The sequence below is a fragment of the Domibacillus tundrae genome (assembly GCF_000970675.1).
GTDB classification, from domain to species: domain Bacteria; phylum Bacillota; class Bacilli; order Bacillales; family Domibacillaceae; genus Domibacillus; species Domibacillus tundrae.
The window spans coordinates 135,045-154,384 of record NZ_LAJA01000017.1 but is presented as its reverse complement, the minus strand read 5'-3'; the positions used below and the strand labels follow the sequence as shown (position 1 = coordinate 154,384).

Genomic DNA, 19,340 nt, shown 5'->3' with positions numbered 1-19,340 from the left:
ATTGTTTCTATGTAAGATGATAAGCATCTCACATGGAAGTTTCTTGCTTAAAACGTTGACGTTTTTATTGATTTTGTTCAGTTTTCAATGTTCAATGTTCAATTCGTTCTGCCGTCTCTTCGACAGCTATAACATCATACCATTAACTCGATTTGAATGTCAATACTTCTTTCGAAATAATCATTTCGGAAAAGCACTTTATCTTCTCTGTTTCAGATTCAAACATAACTTCTGAATGACAGGCGTTAATCATACCATCTTTCATAATAACAAGTCAATCATCTTTTCTAAAAATATCCCTGAGAATTTTCCGGTGATTATAACTTGTTGATTAGCGCATCACTCTTCTTAATTGTTCTCGAGCGACGCTAAACAATATATCATCTTTTCAAATTTGTTGTCAATTACTTTTTTATAATAAAGTCTCCCCACAGCCTAATTTGACTTTGGGGAGACTTTATTGAAAAGAAGGATCATTATAATAGATGATTTGAGACAAATATTTATTTCCTTTCACCTTGCTGAAGGCTTCTTTTGCTTCAATTTCTGTATCGAATTCAAACATTTTCATCTCGTTCTTCGAATAAACGGTGAGGATCCACATGTTCAATCTCTCCTCTTACCGTATAAAGACGGGTATCATTTAAAAACTGAGTCGCCGGAAGTGGATCAAGATAATTTACGACACCCGTTATATGATAATCACCAACAGGCGGAAGTACTTTTTGAAGTGCCTTTCCAGGAACAAGCGGTCCTTCTTTAAAAAAACAGTGCCGACATCCCCCTTATCCCCAAGTCCTGCATCAATACTTAAAATAAACGGCTTTTGAAACTGCCGGTTAATTTTCTTCATCGTCACTTCCAGGTTAAAGGCGTGGACCGGTTCTTCGAGTGTCCATATACACTGTATGGAACACCGATTTCCTCCAGCATTGTTCCAAACAAGCGGACCAAGTGAATCCCCTACAGAACGATCTGAACCAACGCATAAAATGACCGCTTCTTCTTAAGACCTTTCACCAAACGTGCCATAGCATCTATTTCCTGCTGCTTTGTTTGTTCCAGATCTTTTATATAAGAAAGCATCTTCTGCTTAACATCGATTTCTTTTGTTCCGTTAAAAAACCCCATCCTCGCTCCCCCTTTTCTTTCATTGTAAAGGGAAGCACGGTTTGGGGCATGTATAAAGTTAAACAGATGCATGAGAATGAACCTCTTTTCTTGATTCCGACGCGTGCAGCATTCTGAAAACTGGCGGAAGCAATAAAATAACAGCGATAATCCGCAGTACTTGAACAGCCACAACAAATGTTGCGTCTGCGTTGAGTACGACAGCCGTTGTCGCCATTTCCGCCACGCCTCCTGGTGCAAAGGCAAGCGCAGCCGTCATAAAAGCAAGCCCAGTTGCTTTGGAAACAATGTATGCACAGCCAAACATCGCCCCAATAAATAAGACAGTACTGACAAATGAGATCGCGATCGTTTGTTTTAACCCAACAAACATTTCTTTACGGAAACGAGAGCCGATCGATGCAGCAATGACGATTTGTGAAAGAATCATCACTTCATGCGGCCAATAAGCTATTACATCGTGTCCAACAGCAGTCGAAGTGCCCGATTGAATAACAGCTGTGAACAGCATACTTCCAAGCAGCCATGGTGCCGGGAACTTTAATTTTTTCCCGATGTGATAACCTGCGCATGCCGTAATAGAAAGAACTGCTGTCCATAGAAGCCCACTCCATCCAAATGCTGGTGCAGCCGCTTGTATGACTGGTTCCGCAGACGGATGAAAAACAAGAGCGGAGACGACAATTGGAATGATGAAAATCACGAGGAAGACACGCATCGTCTGTAAAATGCTGACGACCGCCGTATTGGCGCCGACCTCCTCGGCAATTCCCGGCATGGCGGATAAACCGCCTGGCGCTGTGCTAAAAAAGCTAGTCAGCATATCCGTTTTACTGAACTTCCATAAAATCACACCCGATAAAAGTGAAAAAGCAATCGATAGAAGCAGCATAATTAAAATAACCGCCCAATCTTTTTGAAAAACATTGAGTACAGATAAATTTATTTTTTGACCGAGTTCAATGCCTAAAATACATTGTCCGATGTATAGCCAATATTTCGGAATTCCTTTCTCCCCTAAAAAATCCGGCTTTATGAAGGAAAGGAGCATAGCGGCCAGCAGTGTCCCGAGCATCCACCCGATGGATAAGCCCGTCAATGACAGCAGGAAGCCGCCGATTGCACTTATCGCAATATACAGCCACTTTGTTTCTTTCATTTCTATTCCTTCTTTCTGTTTCCTGTACAATTTACTATAATATACAATAAGAAATAAATAAAATATGGATTTTATATGCTTAATGATAATTTTTTTTTATGTCTAAAAGAGGAGTAATTTAAAATGGATGAAAGAGACTGGCTTATTTTACAAACGCTTTATAATCATAAAAACATCACACACGCAGCACAGGTACTGTACCTTTCACAGCCAGCTTTAACAAACCGGCTGAAGCAGATGGAGAAAGAATTCGGGGTTCAGATTGTCACACGCGGCAGACGCGGCATTCAATTTACGCCCCAAGGAGAGTATTTAGCCAAATGCGCCGAAGATATGATCCATCGCATGCAGCGAATCAAAGAAAATGTGCTCAATATGGAAAAAACAATGTCCGGCACACTGCGTCTCGGCGTCTCAACTTTTTTTACCGATTATAAGCTGCCTGGCATTTTAAAACTTTTTAAAGAGGAATACCCGAACGTCGAGTTTAAAGTGACGACTGAATGGAGCAGCCATATTACGCATTTAATTTACAATCAAGACGTGCACGTCGGGTTTGTCAAAGGGGATTATGGCTGGAAAGATCAGAAACGGCTTCTCTTTGAGGAAACGATCTGCATCGCGTCAAAAGAAGAAATTGACTTAGCTCATTTGCCTGACATGCCGCGGATTGATTACCGAACCGATCAAAACTTAAAGATGGTTGTAGATCACTGGTGGGCAGAAAATTATGCAAAGCCGCCGTTAATCAGCATCGACGTCGATAAAGCTGGAACATGCAAAAACATGGTTGCGAATGGTCTCGGCTATGCGATCCTGCCGAGCATGATTTTAGATGATTTAGAGGACCTTCATAAAATTGAATTGAAGAATGCAGCCGGCGAACGGATTATTCGAAAAAGCTGGATGTTTTTTCATGAAGAATCGCTGCAGCTTAATATCGTAAAAGCATTTGTCGAATTTATTGAACGAGTTGATTTAATGAGCATCCATTAATATGAAAAGCGCAAGACGTCCGTTTATCAGCGACAAGCATAAGACGAGCACTGTCGGAGGCGTTTTGTGCCTCCAGAAGGGCTGGGCTGGGCTGGGCTTAGAGCAAAGGTTTAAAAACGCAGCGTCCTGCTGCAACACCTTTGTGACTCACATCCTGTGAACCCTCGAGCTGATGGCGTCTGGAGCTAGACATCCCTCGAAATAGATACTTTGAAAACACTAAACAGCCTTTCCATCGCTGGAAAGGCTGTTTACATTAAATATTTTTCAACGCTTTGCTAATGGTTTGTTCTCCGGAAACTAAATCAAACGAGCGGTTGAACGTATGCGCCGCATCAAGAGCGTGAAAAATCACCGCTGCGACATCCGCGCGGGGAATCGATCCCCGTTCAAGTTGCTCACCCGCTTCTACTTTTCCCGTACCCAGTTCATTTAATAAGCCGCCTGGGCGAATAATGGTATATGTTAATGAGCTTTGTTCAACAGCTCGGTCCGCATAATGCTTCGCCGCATAGTATGGACGCATTTGGTCGTTCCAGTTTTCGCGGTTGTTCGCTTGTAGCGCACTGACCATAATAAATCGTTTTACGCCCACTTTTTCCGCCGCTTCCACTGTTTTCACCGCTCCATCTAGGTCGATCAGGAGCGTTTTATCCGGACCGGTGTGACCGCCGGAACCAGCCGTGAAGACAATCGCATCACAGCCTTGAGCCGCATCTGTCAGCTCATCAACGCCGCCTTCAAGATCCGCGATCACCGCTTCAATGCCTTTTTCTTTAAACGCTTCCGCTTGCTCTTCTTTACGTACCATCGCACGCACTTCATGTTTATCGCTACCCTGTAAAAGTTCAATCAGCTTTTGTCCGATTTGTCCGTTTGCTCCAACTACTAACACTTTCATCTTGTGAGCACCTCTTTCCAAATCATTTCCTGCTCATTGTTTCAAAAATGGCGTTCGGAAGCAAATAAGACGTCTTATGACTCGGATTTGCCTGTTGTTAAAAAAGCAGCTAATTCTTTACTATGCTTTTTATGTTCTTTCCGCTTTTTTGCCCGCAGTGGTGCCGTTTCATGCAGTTTTTTTTCTTCGTTACTGACTGGAATGACTTCCGGTACAGGTGCTGGACGGCGGTCGTCATCGAGCGCGACAAACGTTAAAAAAGCAGTCGCGGCAATTTTCCGATCACCGGTTTTTAAATCTTCAGACACAATTTTCACAAACACTTCCATCGAGGAACTGCCTGTCCACGTGACAAAAGATTCGAAACAAACGGAATCGCTTGGACGGATCGGGTGTAAAAAGTCAACTGAATCTGTCGAAGCCGTCACGCATTCTTTCCGGCTGTGGCGCGCGGCAGAAATAGACGCCACCTGATCAACATCGCTCATAAGCCGTCCGCCAAATAATGTATTATGATTGTTGACATCATTCGGAAAGACCCGGCTCGTGCGGACAACCCGGGATTCACTGCATTTTTTCGGCTCCATCATTCATCCACCCGCTTATCTATAAATTTAAAATATGCGACTCATTATAATCTGAAGATACTGAAAAACAAAGACTTTTTTTAGAAGATAACGCTTGCTTAAGGAAAATTTACACAAGCTCAACAAAACCCTGCTGTTTAAATAGCAGGGTTTATCTTTTTCTGAATAATGCGTGCCACACCGTGTTCTGTATTTTTCAGTGTCGTTATCATCGCTTTTTCTTTTACTCCATCAGGCACATTGCCCATCGCAACACTCGTGCCTGCAATTTGAAACATGGAAATGTCGTTGGAATTGTCACCGATCGCCATAATCTCTTCTTTTGAAATATCGAATTGATCCGCTTATGTTCAGAAAAGACTTCATAATAGAATCCCTGCTCTGTGAAATAAGCGAGAATTTCATCAGTGTCTTCTTCGCTGACGGAGATCGCCTATACACATGTACCATTCGGATCGTAAATCGTTGCTCCATTTGCACCGATTATCCATGTCGTCAACCCTGCATCTTTCATCAGCTGGGCTGCATCAAAATAAGCGCGGCCGGTCGCAATAACGACTTCAATTCCGGTCGATTGAGCCTCACGGATTACCTGAATGTTTTCAAGCGGAATTTCGTTTCGGTCGTTCAGAAGCGTCCCATCCACATCAATCGCAATCAGCTTCATTTTGTCTCCTCCAGCAATGCAGCAAGCCCACTTGCCGCCTGCTTTTGTCCAAACATCATATACGGTCCGGCTGTCTCCATCACGCCGCCTGCTTCCGTGACGAGCAGCTGCCCTGCCGCAATGTCGTAAAATGCCGGGTTCATGTAAAGCGCCGCGTCCCATTTTCCAGCCGCGATATACGCCAGAGTGACAGCCGCCGTGCCAATGATTCGGACACGATATACATCGTTGACTATTTTCGCCAACAGCTCCAAACGCTGGACATTCGCTTCCTTATTACCATCTTTCGCGAAATCACTGTGAGAAATAAACGACTCTGATAAAGGAACATCCCGCACGTGAATCGGCGTGCCGTCCTTAAATGCGCCGCCGCCTTTTGACGCCCAATATGTTTCATTTAATCCTGGCAAATCGATGACGCCAACAATCGGATCCCCTTTATAAGTAAGTGCAATCGACACACCGTATTGCGGCACACCAATGCTGTAATTAATTGTACCGTCGATCGGATCAATCACCCATTTATAATTACTGTCGGCTTCAATCGTTCCCGCTTCTTCACTGAAAATACCATGCTCCGGGTATTTCGCCTGAATACGTTCAATAATGAGTGCTTCCACCTCCACGTCCATCTCTGTCACAAAGTCCTTCGCCGCTTTCATCGTCTGGCCGCCAGCTTTCCCCGCATTCGGCAGCAAAAAAGCGCCTGCTCCTTTCCCAAGCTCAATCGCAAAAGCTAAATAATCCTCGTACATCCAATCGCTCCCATCTTTATATTTATCTACGCATCATATCAAAAAAAGGGCCTGTCCCTCCAGCAGCGGGGGACAGGCACCATTTAATAGACGCCGCGAATATGCTGTTTTACTTCTTTCTCATAAAACTCTTTAATCCGCTTCTGCTCTTCTTGTGTAAAAGAAGGGGTACGAAGCGCCTGCAAATTTTGCTCGACTTGTTTTGCGTTTTTAAATCCAGGGATGATACACGTCACTTCCGGATGATCCAAAATCCACCGAAGAGATGCTTCCGCCATCGATCCCCGTTCCTCAGCGATCCATTTCAGCTCATCTGAGAGTTCCACCCCTTTTTTAAAGCCAAGGCCGGCAAAAGTTTCTCCGACGTTAAATGCATTGCCATCATTATTGAAATTCCGGTGGTCGTCTTCTTCAAACGTATCGCTTTGCTTGAATTTGCCGGTCAACAGGCCGCTCGCGAGCGGCAGACGGACGATGATGCCGACGCCCTGCTCTTTTGCTTTTCGGAATAGCTCTTCTGCCGGCTTTTGACGGAAAAGATTAAAGATCACTTGCAGGCTTTTTACATTGTTATGCTCCAGGCAAATAAGTCCTTCTTCCACACTTTCGACACTGACGCCATAATGACGAACCTTTCCTTCATTTTGCAGTCGGTCGAGCACGTGAAACACGTCGCCCTCTTTTAAAATTTGCGTCGCCGGGCAGTGAATTTGATACAAATCTATCTGTTCGCGTTCCAATCGCTTTAAGCTTGCTTCGCAATATGCACTCACTTGTTCATATGAATACGTTTCGGGCGCGAAAATATCGCCCTGCCGGCAAAATTTTGTGGCAATGTGTATCTCGTCTTCCCTGCCTTTTGTTGCTTTCGCCAGCAGCCGTTCACTGTGGCCGTCGCCGTACACATCGGCTGTATCAAAAAAATTCACACCTTGCTCCATCGCAAAATGCAGCGCTTTTAATGATGCTTCATCTGTCGTTTTCCCCCATGAGCCGCCAATCGCCCACGTGCCGAAGCTGACTTCACTTATGTTTATGCCTGTATTGCCTAATTCACGATAGTTCATTTTATTGTCCCCCCTGAAAGAAAACGCATTCACAAAAGAAAGTATAATGGATAAACCAAGAAATGTCAGCCGATAAAGCTTGAGTAAAAAATAAAAAAGCCTGCCCCTTCTGCGCTGACACAGCAAGAGGCAGGCAACGATCAGCCGCCAATATATGACATGTTGATTTTTTTTCGTTTTTTTGCGGTTTGTTCCGTCCGTTCATCTGAATAGCGGTCGCCTCGTTTTTCCCAAACGTTCCGAATGGCTTCAGCCAGCTGAGTGTCTGAAGCGCCGGATCGGATTAAGCTTCTCAAATCAAACCCGTCCGTTGCAAACAGGCACGTGTAAAACTTCCCTTCTGATGAAAGCCGTGCCCGTGTGCAGGATGAGCAAAACGATTCGGAAACAGATGTGATAAAGCCAATCTCCGCATCTGCATCTTTATAACGGTAACGTCCGGCTACTTCTCCGAAATAATCAGCATCGACCGGCTCGAGCTGTTCCGTTTCCTGAAGACGCGCTAAAATTTCTTTTTTCGTTACGACTTGTTTAAAGCTCCAGCCGTTGTCGGTGCCGACATCCATAAATTCAATGAATCTGAGTGTGACGCCTCGTTCTTTAAAGTAAGCGGCCATCGGGACTACATCGTGATCATTGACGCCTTTTTGCACGACCATGTTCACTTTTACTTCAAATCCGAGTGACTTCGCATACTCAATGTTTTCAAGAATCCGCTCCGGTCCGATGCCGCGGCCATTCATTTTGCCAAACGTTTCGTTTGATAATGAATCCAGGCTCACATTCAGCCGGCGCAGTCCCGCTTCATATAATGCCTGCCCGTGTTGCTTTAGTAAAAGGGCATTTGTTGTCAGGCCAATATCTTCTAACCCGTCAATCGCCGTCAGCATGCCGATCAAGTCCGGCAGATCACGGCGGAGCAGCGGTTCCCCGCCGGTTAAACGCACTTTTTTCACGCCGAACCCCACAAACAGCTTTGCCAGCCGAGTCATTTCTTCAAATGAAAGCAGCTCATTTTTTGGCATAAACGCGTAATCATCACCGAAGATTTCTTTCGGCATGCAGTACGTACAGCGAAAATTGCACCGGTCCGTTACCGAAATACGCAAATCACGCAATGGACGCTGAAGAGTATCGGTTATGTTCAAAGCGCTCAGTCCTTTTCAAATAATTTTGGTTATCCTCCGCTTACCGGCGGAATAAATGCAACGTGATCGCCCGGTTTTACAGGCTCTGTCCTCGGTACATATTCTTCGTTCACCGCAATCTGTACGGCTGAAAAATCAAACGCCGGATACGATGTTTTTGCCCATTGTAGCACATCTGCTGCCGTACCGTCTTCCCATGGCAGACTTTCTTCCGCTTTTCCCGCTGCATCTTTTAAGCCGGCAAAATAATGAAGATGAATCATGCTTGTTCACTCCCTGGTTTATACGATTGGTCCCCAATCCACTCTTCTCCGTCTTCCCACATTTCTTTTTTCCAGATCGGCACGACTTTTTTTATTTGCTCTATCGCATACTCATTTGCCTCATATGCGGCTTTCCGGTGCGGCGATGAAACCGCAATGACAACAGCGATATCTGAAATCGCCAGCTCCCCGATCCGATGAACAATCGCCACGCGTGAGCCCGGCCATTTTTCGGTTATCTCGTCCCCGATTTGGGCGAGCTTTTTTTCAGCCATCGGCACGTACGCTTCATACTTTAAATACATCGTTCGCTTTCCGTTCGTCCATTCGCGGACCGTGCCGGCAAACAGCGTGACCGCACCTGCTTCCGGATGAGTGACATACTCCATATACAAAACCGGTTCAAGCGGCTGGTCCGTAACGTGAAAAGGTTTTAATTCAGTTCCCATGATGACACTCCTTCCTCTGATCCTATGATCAAGATATCGACTTCATCGCCTTTTTGAAACCCGCGCGTGCCGCCCGGCAATACAATAAAGGCATTTCCTCTCGCAATCGATGTGACAGAATTTGATTTGTTAAAGCCGGCCGGGCGGACAAGCGAACCGGAGGGTGTTGATTTATATACCGCACGGATAAACCGGTTAAACGGATTTGGCTTTGGAAAATCCACATCAAGCACTGCTTTTTCATAAGGCAAAAATGGCTTTTCATTACCCATCATCGCTAAAAAAGCAGGCCGTGCAAACAATTCAAAGCCGACAAAGCAGGCCGATGGGTTCCCCGACAACCCGAAGAGAAATGTATTACGCGCATACGCAACCGTTGTGACACTGCCCGGGCGCATCTGTACTTTATTAAACAAAACGTCCGCGTCAAGGCGCGCATACACAGCCGGCAGAAAATCAAAATCACCGACTGACACGCCGCCGGTTGTAATGACGGCATCACATTCATCCACTGCTTTTTTCACAAGCTCAAAGCATGCATCTTCATCGTCCGGCAGAGAACCAAGCAGCCGGCAGCCAATCCCCATCCGTGCCAGCTGCGCCGCAATCATCGGGCCGTTTGAATTACGTATTTTGCCGGGTTCAAGCGGCTCGCTGACATCAACAAGCTCAGTTCCTGTCGCCAGCAGCCCAACGACCGGTTTTTTGGCTGCGTTCACTTGCCCATACCCAAATGTGGCCAGTACGGCAATGACGCCAGGGTGAATAAATGTGCCGGCTTCAACAATTATCTCGCCTTCCTGTGCGTCTTCTCCTTTTAATGAAACATTTTCAAGTGGTTCAAAGGGCTTGCGGATCGTAAATCTATCTCCAGTTATCACTGTCTGTTCCAGCATAACAATCGCATCGGCTCCGTCCGGCAGCGGTGCGCCAGTCATAATCCGGACTGCTTCTCTTGCGCCGACTGTACACGTCGATACTGATCCGGCACCAATATGGTCAATAACGCGAAAGGAAAGACGTGAGTCTCCCGAAGCCCCTTTTGTATCAACAGAGCGTACCGCAAACCCGTCATAAGGAGAGCGATCAAACGGAGGAACATGATGACTCGCCCGAACCGGCTCCGCTAGAATTCGTCCGTATGCCTCTTCAAGCGGCACCATCTCTTTTGATAAATGTGTCACCCGTTTCATGACTCTCTCGATTGCCTCTTTTACGGGAATCGGCTGTCGTTTTTCAACCATTCTCTTCTCCTCGCTTTCTTTTCCCATGCTATACTAAAATTATCTGTTAATCGAAAGGATGACCTGTATGTCTGAATTCACTCATTTTAATGAACAAGGCCGCGCCAAAATGGTGGACGTCTCTGAAAAAGCGGAAACGGTCCGTCTGGCTGTCGCCCATTCTTCTATTGAAGTAAACCAATCTATTTATGACCAAATTTCAAGCGGTACAAACAAAAAAGGAGACGTGTTCGCTGTCGCTCAAGTTGCCGGCATTATGGCTGCCAAACAAACGTCTGCTATTATCCCGATGTGCCATCCGATTCCTCTGACCGGGGTCGATATTTCATTTGAATGGGATCTAAACGAAAAGATAAGCCGCTACATTATTTTAATCGAAGCAGAAGCAAAAACAAAAGGCGTGACCGGCGTGGAAATGGAAGCATTAACTGCTGCTTCAGCCGCCGCATTAACAATTTATGATATGTGTAAAGCGGCGGGCAAGGAAATGGTCATCGGACCAACCTATTTACAGAAAAAATCCGGCGGTAAAAATGGAGATTACGAACGCGCTCGCGATTAAGCGGCGTGTTTTCGTTTTTCCGCATATGTGACAACATATAAAAACAATGCAGAAATGACGATGCTGATGGTCACATATATCCATGCGGTTGTGTCTTCCCCTTTTTCAAATGCAGTGTAAACGGCAGTCGGCATCGTCACCGTCACCCCGGGTATGTTGCCAGCAAACATAAACGTCGCGCCAAATTCACCAAGACCGCGCGCAAAGCTAAGAGTATACCCTGCAATAAGACCGTAGCGGGCAGATGGAATGTATGTATACCGCAGCACATCAATCGGGTTGTTCGTATATTGCTTGGTCACTTCCACATAGCTTTCCGGCACTGCCTGAAACCCGGCCTTCGCCGCCTGGTACATAAGCGGAAAAGCCACAACAGAAGCCGCCATCACTGCCGCAGTAATTGTGAACATCGGTGAAATATGAAACCATTCATATAAAAAAGTACCCACTACGCCGGTCCGTCCAAACAGCTTGACGAGCAAAAAACCGATGACCGTAGGCGACAGCACGATCGGCAGCATAAACAGCGTTTCCCATAGCCACTTGAGAGGAATCGCCTCGCGTATAAAGAAAAAAGCGAATGAGACTGCTGAAACATATACAATTACAGACGCGGCAGCCGCCACAAAAACAGATAACACGATCGGTTCCATAAACGTCATTTTTCTTCACCACCTGACTGAAACCCGTACCTTTCAAAAATGCGCATCGCTTCCGTTGATGATAAAAACGCTTCAAAGACGTCCGCCTCTGGATGAAGCGATTCTGTGACGATACCCGCATTGTAAACGATCGGATCATGAACAGCAGAAGAAAACACATGCGTGATTCGGACATCATTTGAAGACATCGCATCTGTTTTATAAACAATGCCTGCATCTGCCTCGCCGGACGATACCCACATTAACACGGACGACGCATCTTTTGCGTAAATCCTTATCCCGTCCCATTTCATGCTTTCAAGCACCTGTTCCGCATATGTCCCGACCGGCACGGCGCCCGGTGTTCCCATTACGACTTTTTGTACAGCCGGCCAATGCGCCTTAGAACGATCGGGTTCAATCACAACGAGCCGATTTGTTAAAAAACCGTCCGCCCGTTCCATTTGAATAAGCCCTTTCTCTTCAAGAGAATCGGCTTCTTTTTTGGACGCGAGCATGATAACGTCAATTGGGGCATACGCTTCTACCTGCCGGGCAATCATGCCAGACCCGCCTGTATGAAACCGGACATCTACCTGCGGATATTGCGCCTCAAAAGCCGCTTCAAGCTGATCAAGTACAGGGTTAAAGCTTGCTGCAGCCCCAACGATAAGAATCGACTCGTCTGTTTCTCCTTTGAATGCCTGGACACCCGATCCAACGGCAAGCATCATAATCAGCATACCAGCCCAGCGCTTCTTCATTTTCTTGCTTCATGAAGCAGATGCGCTGCTTCCGGTAAAATCAGTTTCCGCATGGCGAGATCGACCGCACCTCGTGAGCCGGGAAGTGAAAAAAGCAATTTTCCTTCGCCTGCTGTTCCGGCCACAGCCCTTGACAGCATGGCCCGCGTGCCAATGTCTTCTGTTAAGCTTAAGTAACGGAAAAATTCACCAAATCCAGGAATTTCTTTTTTCAAAAACGGCTTTACCGTTTCAATTGTAATATCACGCGGGGCGATCCCTGTACCGCCGGTTGCGATGACAATATCGACTTCTTCATCCGCCAGCCACTTTTGAATCACATGGCCGACTGCTTCTTTTTCATCCGGTACGATTGTATATTGAACGGCGTGATGGCCATTTTCTTGAAGAAGCGCCTGAATATGTGCGCCACTTTTATCTGTGGCTGCTGTCCGTGTATCACTTACCGTCAGCACTGCGGCTGAAAATCGGATTTTACTTGAAAAATCAACTGACATCGTTTTCCTCCTGTCAGCTAAACAGCTGGTTATATAATTTCAGTGCCTGATTGACGTCCTGAATGCCATGAAAAAACAAACGGCCATTTTCAAAAAGGACAATCCGGCTTTCATCTGTCGTGATCTGCAGAAAATAAGGCGTTCGCTTTTGTTTTAATTGCAGCTTTTCAGCGATCTTTTCACCGTCTTCAAGCGTCAGCGTCCGACCGGCACCCGGCGTTAGCTGGACAGTATCACGTCCGCACAACAAAGCGGCTTTTGTTTCTTCTGACTGATTCAGCGCCGGATAAATCCGCTCCAGGCCACATGATGGACAGTCGTGCCGCTTCATTTTACGGATGCCAAACGAATGCTGCTCATTTGTCCACGAATCAATTCGGAGCATCTCTCCTCGAACCGCTTCATGATTTCCCGTCAGCCATTTCATCGCTTCCGCACATTGATAAGCGGACGTAATATAGACAGCTGGCGCTATCACACCACTTGTGTCACATGTTTCGTTTGAAGATGGAAGAACTGGAAGCAGGCAGCGAAAGCACGGACCTTCGCCCGGCACAAAAGGCATGACAACGCTTGTTGAGCCGACACAGGCCCCGTATATCCAAGGTGTGTTATGCTTCACGCTGGCATCATTCATAACAAGACGCGTTTCAAAATTATCTGTTCCGTCAATGAGAATGTCGCTTTTTTGCGCCAGCTGTTCGATCAGCGCAGCATCCGCGTGGTCCATCCACGTTTCTATCTGTACTCTGCTGTTAACAGATGACAGCCGTTTTTTCGCCGCCTCAACTTTCGGAATCATGTCACGCGCGTCCGCTTCTGTGTAGAGTGGCTGCCGGTGCAAATTGGACAATTCCACGTAATCCCGGTCAACGAGCAGCAGCCTCCCGACGCCTGCACGCGCCAGTGTATCCGCGGCTGCGGAACCGAGCGCCCCGCAGCCAATGATGGCAGCCGTCGATTGCGCCAGCTGTTCTTGGCCATCCATGCCAATCGGATAAAATTTTTGCTGTTTCGCAAACCGTTTTTCCATTTTCCCACCTCTTCTTTCTCAAACCCTGCCTATACGAGCAGTTTTATTTATTTTCTTGAAAATCTGAATCCTGTTTTTTTATTTTACCATACTCTTATTTTCCTGGCGCTGTTAAGCATACAATGAAAAGGGCGCCTCATGGATTATGAGACACCCTTGTTTACCATCAAGCTTTTGACAGTGTAAATTTATCAATCGTCCGCCTCAGCGCTTCCACAACCAGGGAGCTTTGTTCTGAATCAAAGCGGACTTCTTTAATGAGTTCCGCCATTTTTCCGGTTGATCCGTCCACCAGCTCGACCGTCCGGGCGTTTTGTTCATTGATCACGGCGATATTTCCGATGATGTCTTTCATTTGGTCGGTGACATCGGGCTGTGAATCTGACGTTTGTGCCATCGAAACGAGTACATTTTGAACATTGTGGACGACGTCAACCCCACTTGCCACCTCTTGGCTGCTGTCTCCAATCGCTGAACGGACCCGTGCAGAGCTATGTTCAATTTGGTCAAGTGTGTCACTAATCTCTTTTGTTGCACGCGTTGTTTGATCGGCGAGCTTGCGAATTTCAAGCGCGACGGCACCAAATCCTTTGCCATATTCTCCGGCACGTGCCGCTTCAATCGCCGCATTTAGCGCCAGCAGGTTTGTTTGATAGGCAATTTCATTAATCGTGCCGACAATGCTGTTAATGCTGTCGGATAATTCTTTAAACTGATCGGTCATCGTCATCGCTTCATTTACTTTGCCGACGATCACATCCATTTTGTCATTAATGCCGGCCACTTCGTTTTGCGCGTGCTCAATTTGATCTTGGGACTGCTGTTCAAGACCGGACAATGTGCTGCTCACGTGGTCCACCTGCCCCATTGCCTGCTTCACATCTTTTACTTGCTGCTGAATGGCTTCAAGCATTTCGCTCATTTGTTCAATGACGAGAATCGAATCACTTTCGGCAAAGCCTGCTTTTTCACGAAGAGACTGATTTGTTTCTTCTACGTCCAGCGCCGCAGCTTTCACTTTGCCCATCAATTCGTCCTGGCTGTCAATCAAATTGTTCACCCAGCGGCCGAGCGCACCGGTTTCATCGTGAAATAACAATTTCGAATCGAGCCGGCTCGTTAAATCGCCGCCCCCTTCCGCTATTTCCCGGGTAATATCGGTCATTTTGCGCAGCCTTTCAATGATGGGCTGCAAGCTTTTTTTATAAAAAATCGTTGATGCGCCTGCGCCATAGGCAAGGCCAATGATGACATCCGTCCAGACCGGCATAAATGGAAGCATCGTTAAAGATTGCTGAAGAAGAATGCCAATGAATAAAAAAAACATAAATTGCTTAATGAGCCGCCAGCCAATCGACCGCGTACGATACACTTCCTCTAAATCCCCTTCGCACATCATTCCCCATGTGTCAGAAGACCCCGGCATCTGAAACGTCACGCCTTTTCCGATAACCGGAATGTGACGGTAATCGGAGTAGCCCGGAAACTCAACAAACAAATTGCTTCCGTTCCGTATTGTATTGGCCACGCCCGGATGAAGTTCATTTGTTGCAAGATCCGTAAACCGGATTTCGAATTCAGTATGGTTCTGAATACGAACTGATCCCCAATTCTTCGTGTGAATCCCGTCTTTTAAATTCTCACCGTGCGTGAATGTCCGATCTTCAAAACGACTGCGTGATAACGCCGTACCAGGCGCAATTGACGGGTTAAAATTGGATTTTGCCATAAACAAATAATTATCGCCGGAATCCGGATAAATATGGCCGGCTTCACGCTGAATCAAATCACCGAGCACATCATTCGGAATGCGCGCGGCAATCAATTGCTTTACACGTCCGCCCTCCATTACCGGCTGTAAAAATAGAAGTGTGACATCGTCGTGAAAATGTGAAGACCCTGGACCGATTTTCCCTGTATCCGGATCTGTATAAGGACCAAATAAAAAAGGCTTCTGCTGACGAAAGGCCTCAACTGCCGCTTTATAGATTTCCGTACCCGACTGTTTTCCCGCACGTCCGGAAAACGTTGAATAATCAATTGAACATGTGTCGTCTAAGATAAACAGTTCTGTTATATACCGGTTTTTTTTCAGTTTTTTCATTAAATAGGTATTCTTTTCGTTTGGCAAAATATGCAGCCATTCCTGAGACATCTGCTGAAGGAAATACCATTGTTCTTCTGCCCATTCCGTTAAAAGTGTCATCCGGGTACGAGCGATACCTTCAAACACTTCTTCTACGGATTCTTTTGTGCCCCGATTTAAACGATAGGACCACCAGAGAGGAATTCCTTCTTTTACATCTAACCAGCCAAACATCCCCATTTCTCTCACCGCTTTCAATTATGTCATAAAATGTTACACTGCTTTGTTATAAAAGTTATTATATTCTGAAATTTTATCAAATTCAAGACTTTATTCCTAAAAAAACGGATATTTTAGCAAAAATTCACTAAATTAAGTATTTTTTATTTTTCAAAAGCCAAATTAACCCGTTCTTCCGGAAGAGAAGCTTGACTGCTCATTGCCGTTAATTCCATTTTCCATCTACTATATGGCGATATTTTACTTTTTTTGCGTTTTTTCATAAAAAAATAGTCCAGAAATCGGTGCAGATTCGCAACGCTTCCTGAACGATCATTTTGGTGACTATTCATACTCTCCAATAATCTTGACGGCTTTTTCAGTTATGGCAGTATCAATTGCTTCGTCAAAATTGAATTCCCCGCGAATCGCTCCATTTTCTTTATACATTTCGTACTGATCGCGAATGTCGTCAACGAACATTTCGCCGTTCGGATCAAGCCCTGTCACAAAAACATCTTCCCACACGGCCGCTTCTTTTAAAGCCGTATATTGCGTCATAATATCAATGATTTCATCTTTGCCTTCGTCTTTTTTGAAGGCATCATTATAATCACGAACTCCTTTTAAATACGCGGTCATGAAGCGTAATGACACATCTTGTTCTTCTTTTATAAATTGCGGCGATCCAAGCACCATGGCAATTTGTGCTTCCGGGGCGAAATCGGTTGCGTCACCGAAACGAACGTGAATGTCTTCTGCTACACCTTGTGTAATGAGCGGCTCAATTTGCAGCGCCGCGTCAATCGAGCCATTTTCGATCGCTGCCAGCATGTTGCCGAAGTCCGGCATAAGGACAAATTCCACATCTGTTTTCTTTAAGCCTGCTTCTTTAAGCATTAGCTGAAAAATGTAATCATCTACTGCATGTTCCGTGGAAACGGCGACTTTTTTCCCTTTTAAATCACTGTACTCTTTTAATTCATCTTGTTTATCAGCGCCAATTACAAACGTGAAATATGATTTTCCTTTTTCGTTATGCCCTTTATCGGCAATGATTTTCACGTCAATGCCCTGGGCAATCGCGTTGAAAAAGGACGCTGAAGAGATCCCTCCCGCAATATCCACTTCACCGGATGCAAGGGCTGGCAGCATATCATCGCTATTCGCAAATGTCGCGAACTCTACTTTAATATTGTAGTCATCAAAATAGCCTTTTTCATTCGCAATATAAAACCCCGCGCCCGACGCTGAACCATCTTCTGCAATAACCACTTTTGTTTCTTTGCTTAAAGGAGCCAAATCACCGGACGGATTGTCTTTGCTTACGTCGTCATTGACCTTCACCGCTTCTTCTTCCGCACACCCTGCCAACAAGAACAGCATCCCCAACATTCCAATCCACTTTTTCATCGATTCTCCTCCTTTACAATCTTGATCCTTGAACTTCTGTTTGCAAGTGCTGCCAAATAGATAAAAAGACATCTGCCATTTCCGGATTCGACCGAATGTCTTCCAGTTTTCTTGGCCGCGGGAGATCGATTTTGATCTCCGCCGTTATCTTCCCGGGCTGTGCACTCATCAGCAGCACCCGGTCGCTTAAGTACAATGCTTCATCTATGCTATGTGTAATAAACAAAACGGTTTTTTTCGTTTCTGCCCAAATGGATAACAGTTCTTCCTGCAAAATATGCCGATTCTGTTCATCCAGCGCTCCAAATGGCTCATCCATTAATAAAATCTCGGGATCGTTCGCAAATGCCCTTGCAATGCTGACCCGCTGCTTCATCCCGCCGGACAGTTCTTTCGGATACATGTGAGCAAATTTAGTAAGTCCTACTTTATTCAAAAAATAGTCCGTTCGTTCTTTCACTTGCGCTTTAGGCAAATGGCGCATATTAAGGCCGAATGCTGCGTTTTCTGCGACTGTCAGCCACGGCAGAATGCCACGCTCTTGAAACACCATCGACTGGTTCGGACGATCCATGCTGCTTTTTTGGATTCGGAAACCGCCTGAACTTTGATTTTCAAGCCCTGCTACTATACGAAGCAGTGTTGTTTTTCCGCAGCCGCTTGGTCCAACGAGGCAAACAAATTCTCCTTCTTCGATATCGATTGAAATGTTTTCAAGCGCAGTGACGCTATTATGTTTTTTATAAAATACTTTCGTCAATTCATGAATCGATATTTTGGATTTTGGGTTCACGTCGTCACCTCCACGGTATTAGTTTTCGTTGCAGCCACCGTAATAACAGGGAAAAGATATAACCAAAAAACGAAATAAGAATCAGTCCAACAAACATTTCTTTTAATAAAAATGCACTGTAGGACGTCCAAATCAAATAACCGATTCCTGACCGTGCCCCCATCATTTCAGCTGCGACAATCGTAAGCAAAGCAATAGCCTGCCCCATTTGAATTCCTTCGAGCATGACTGGAAGTGAGCCGGGCAAAGCGATTTTTAAGAAGAAATCTCTTCTGCTTGCTCCATAATTTTTTGCTACATCCAAGTAAATGGAGTCGATGGAGATGACACCAGCAACTGTATTGATCACAACGGGAAAAAACACACTTCCCGCAATGGTGACGACTTTTGATACTTCACCAATTCCAAAAATGATTAAAATAATCGGCAATAAAGCAAGTGTGGGAATGGGCATTAACGCCATAATAAGAGGAGAAAGAAAGTGCCTGATTGGTGCATACAAGCCCATACACAAACCAAGGATGATCCCAGGGATGACACCAAGTAAGAAGCCCGCAAAGATTCGAAACAAGGAAATGTTTATGTGATGAAACAATTGACCACTTGTGAGCAATTCAATAAATGTGGAAACAATAGCGGTGGGCGGCGGGAAAAATCGTGCATCAATCAGCCCGCTTCGTGATAAAATTTCCCAGATGAGCAAGAGAAAAACAGGGGAAAATATGGTGAGCCCCGTCTTTAACCTTTGCTGGTTCTGCCGCTTTCGCCATTCTTGTTTTTCCGTTTCAACTGGATTTTTCAGATCCTTCATGTTCACCACCTCTTATTCAAAATAATATGCAGGATTTCGAAAATGTGTGACCCCCAAAAAAACAGCCTGCTCATGTTACGAGCAGGCTGTCTCAGCGTGTAGACAAATTAAATTTTTTACCGAAATATCTCTTTGCTTCTTTTCATATGAGCTT

Annotated in this window: 23 protein-coding genes and 1 pseudogene; 2 read left to right on the top strand and 22 right to left on the bottom strand. The window is 45.5% G+C overall.

The features are described 5' to 3' along the window. Window positions 1-457: 457 nt before the first annotated feature. The 4 genes and pseudogenes from VQ00_RS18910 to VQ00_RS14545 all read right to left on the bottom strand — a co-directional run bounded on the left by VQ00_RS18910 (window position 458) and on the right by VQ00_RS14545 (window position 2,290). On the bottom strand, window positions 458-604 hold the full coding sequence (locus tag VQ00_RS18910) for a hypothetical protein (RefSeq protein WP_172645585.1): 147 nt from the start codon (window positions 602-604) through the stop codon (window positions 458-460). After that, window positions 558-994: pseudogene (gene yyaC, locus VQ00_RS18220) on the bottom strand (spore protease YyaC). Before yyaC ends, VQ00_RS18910 begins: the two are co-directional and overlap by 47 nt. After that, the gene (locus VQ00_RS14550; RefSeq protein WP_156154074.1) at window positions 964-1,131 is read right to left on the bottom strand and encodes a hypothetical protein; all 168 of its coding nucleotides are present in this window, start codon (window positions 1,129-1,131) and stop codon (window positions 964-966) included. Before VQ00_RS14550 ends, yyaC begins: the two are co-directional and overlap by 31 nt. 58 nt (window positions 1,132-1,189) lie before the next feature. Beyond that, a complete protein-coding gene (locus tag VQ00_RS14545; RefSeq protein ID WP_046180834.1) occupies window positions 1,190-2,290 on the bottom strand; it encodes an AbrB family transcriptional regulator in 1,101 nt (366 codons plus the stop codon). Window positions 2,291-2,413: 123 nt separating this feature from the next. On the opposite strand from VQ00_RS14545, the gene VQ00_RS14540 reads away from it, so the two are divergent. Next, entirely contained in the window at window positions 2,414-3,286 is an 873-nt protein-coding gene (locus VQ00_RS14540) for a LysR family transcriptional regulator (RefSeq protein ID WP_046180833.1), read from the top strand. Between the two features lie 256 nt (window positions 3,287-3,542). Here the strand turns inward: VQ00_RS14540 and VQ00_RS14535 are convergent, their stop codons facing one another. The 10 genes from VQ00_RS14535 to VQ00_RS14495 all read right to left on the bottom strand — a co-directional run bounded on the left by VQ00_RS14535 (window position 3,543) and on the right by VQ00_RS14495 (window position 10,367). Beyond that, window positions 3,543-4,187 carry an SDR family oxidoreductase gene (locus tag VQ00_RS14535; protein ID WP_046180832.1) on the bottom strand — a complete coding sequence of 215 codons (645 nt, stop codon included), beginning with the start codon at window positions 4,185-4,187 and terminating at the stop codon, window positions 3,543-3,545. A gap of 74 nt (window positions 4,188-4,261) precedes the next feature. Then, complete coding sequence (locus VQ00_RS14530) at window positions 4,262-4,774, bottom strand: acyl-CoA thioesterase (RefSeq protein WP_046180831.1); 513 nt, start codon at window positions 4,772-4,774, stop codon at window positions 4,262-4,264. 137 nt (window positions 4,775-4,911) lie between these two features. After that, entirely contained in the window at window positions 4,912-5,085 is a 174-nt protein-coding gene (locus VQ00_RS18905) for an HAD hydrolase family protein (protein ID WP_172645584.1), read from the bottom strand. 122 nt (window positions 5,086-5,207) lie between these two features. After that, the gene (locus VQ00_RS18900) at window positions 5,208-5,441 is read right to left on the bottom strand and encodes an HAD family hydrolase (protein ID WP_046180830.1); all 234 of its coding nucleotides are present in this window, start codon (window positions 5,439-5,441) and stop codon (window positions 5,208-5,210) included. Beyond that, the gene (locus VQ00_RS14520; protein ID WP_052728560.1) at window positions 5,438-6,196 is read right to left on the bottom strand and encodes an inositol monophosphatase family protein; all 759 of its coding nucleotides are present in this window, start codon (window positions 6,194-6,196) and stop codon (window positions 5,438-5,440) included. Before VQ00_RS14520 ends, VQ00_RS18900 begins: the two co-directional genes overlap by 4 nt. 83 nt (window positions 6,197-6,279) lie before the next feature. After that, window positions 6,280-7,263 carry an aldo/keto reductase gene (locus tag VQ00_RS14515; protein ID WP_046180829.1) on the bottom strand — a complete coding sequence of 328 codons (984 nt, stop codon included), beginning with the start codon at window positions 7,261-7,263 and terminating at the stop codon, window positions 6,280-6,282. Window positions 7,264-7,403: 140 nt separating this feature from the next. After that, complete coding sequence (moaA, locus tag VQ00_RS14510; protein ID WP_425388388.1) at window positions 7,404-8,411, bottom strand: GTP 3',8-cyclase MoaA; 1,008 nt, start codon at window positions 8,409-8,411, stop codon at window positions 7,404-7,406. A 29-nt stretch (window positions 8,412-8,440) separates the two neighbouring features. Next, window positions 8,441-8,674, bottom strand: coding sequence for a molybdopterin converting factor subunit 1 (moaD, locus tag VQ00_RS14505; protein ID WP_046180827.1), 234 nt, complete (start codon window positions 8,672-8,674; stop codon window positions 8,441-8,443). Then, window positions 8,671-9,123, bottom strand: coding sequence for a molybdenum cofactor biosynthesis protein MoaE (locus tag VQ00_RS14500; protein ID WP_046180826.1), 453 nt, complete (start codon window positions 9,121-9,123; stop codon window positions 8,671-8,673). Before VQ00_RS14500 ends, moaD begins: the two co-directional genes overlap by 4 nt. After that, window positions 9,108-10,367, bottom strand: coding sequence for a molybdopterin molybdotransferase MoeA (locus VQ00_RS14495; protein WP_046180825.1), 1,260 nt, complete (start codon window positions 10,365-10,367; stop codon window positions 9,108-9,110). Before VQ00_RS14495 ends, VQ00_RS14500 begins: the two co-directional genes overlap by 16 nt. Window positions 10,368-10,434: 67 nt before the next feature. Between VQ00_RS14495 and moaC the strand changes: the two genes are divergently transcribed. After that, complete coding sequence (gene moaC, locus VQ00_RS14490; RefSeq protein ID WP_046180824.1) at window positions 10,435-10,929, top strand: cyclic pyranopterin monophosphate synthase MoaC; 495 nt, start codon at window positions 10,435-10,437, stop codon at window positions 10,927-10,929. Here the strand turns inward: moaC and VQ00_RS14485 are convergent. The 8 genes from VQ00_RS14485 to VQ00_RS14445 form a co-directional block, all read right to left on the bottom strand. Then, the gene (locus VQ00_RS14485; protein ID WP_046180823.1) at window positions 10,926-11,591 is read right to left on the bottom strand and encodes a molybdate ABC transporter permease subunit; all 666 of its coding nucleotides are present in this window, start codon (window positions 11,589-11,591) and stop codon (window positions 10,926-10,928) included. The two genes, moaC and VQ00_RS14485, sit on opposite strands and share 4 nt — an antisense overlap. Continuing rightward, window positions 11,588-12,334: a molybdate ABC transporter substrate-binding protein gene (modA, locus tag VQ00_RS17790; protein WP_052728557.1), complete on the bottom strand. Its 747-nt coding sequence runs from the start codon at window positions 12,332-12,334 to the stop codon at window positions 11,588-11,590. Before modA ends, VQ00_RS14485 begins: the two co-directional genes overlap by 4 nt. After that, window positions 12,331-12,831, bottom strand: a complete 501-nt coding sequence (locus VQ00_RS14475) for a MogA/MoaB family molybdenum cofactor biosynthesis protein (protein ID WP_046180822.1) — start codon at window positions 12,829-12,831, stop codon at window positions 12,331-12,333. The genes modA and VQ00_RS14475 overlap by 4 nt, the downstream gene beginning before the upstream one ends. Window positions 12,832-12,844: 13 nt before the next feature. Next, window positions 12,845-13,864: a ThiF family adenylyltransferase gene (locus VQ00_RS14470; protein WP_046180821.1), complete on the bottom strand. Its 1,020-nt coding sequence runs from the start codon at window positions 13,862-13,864 to the stop codon at window positions 12,845-12,847. Between the two features lie 166 nt (window positions 13,865-14,030). Further along, entirely contained in the window at window positions 14,031-16,184 is a 2,154-nt protein-coding gene (locus tag VQ00_RS14465) for a methyl-accepting chemotaxis protein (protein ID WP_245618124.1), read from the bottom strand. A 330-nt stretch (window positions 16,185-16,514) separates the two neighbouring features. Further along, window positions 16,515-17,582, bottom strand: a complete 1,068-nt coding sequence (locus VQ00_RS14455) for an ABC transporter substrate-binding protein (protein ID WP_046180818.1) — start codon at window positions 17,580-17,582, stop codon at window positions 16,515-16,517. 13 nt (window positions 17,583-17,595) lie between these two features. Continuing rightward, the gene (locus tag VQ00_RS14450; RefSeq protein ID WP_046180817.1) at window positions 17,596-18,375 is read right to left on the bottom strand and encodes an ABC transporter ATP-binding protein; all 780 of its coding nucleotides are present in this window, start codon (window positions 18,373-18,375) and stop codon (window positions 17,596-17,598) included. Window positions 18,376-18,379: 4 nt separating this feature from the next. Beyond that, window positions 18,380-19,186, bottom strand: coding sequence for an ABC transporter permease (locus VQ00_RS14445; protein WP_046180816.1), 807 nt, complete (start codon window positions 19,184-19,186; stop codon window positions 18,380-18,382). Window positions 19,187-19,340: the final 154 nt, after the last annotated feature.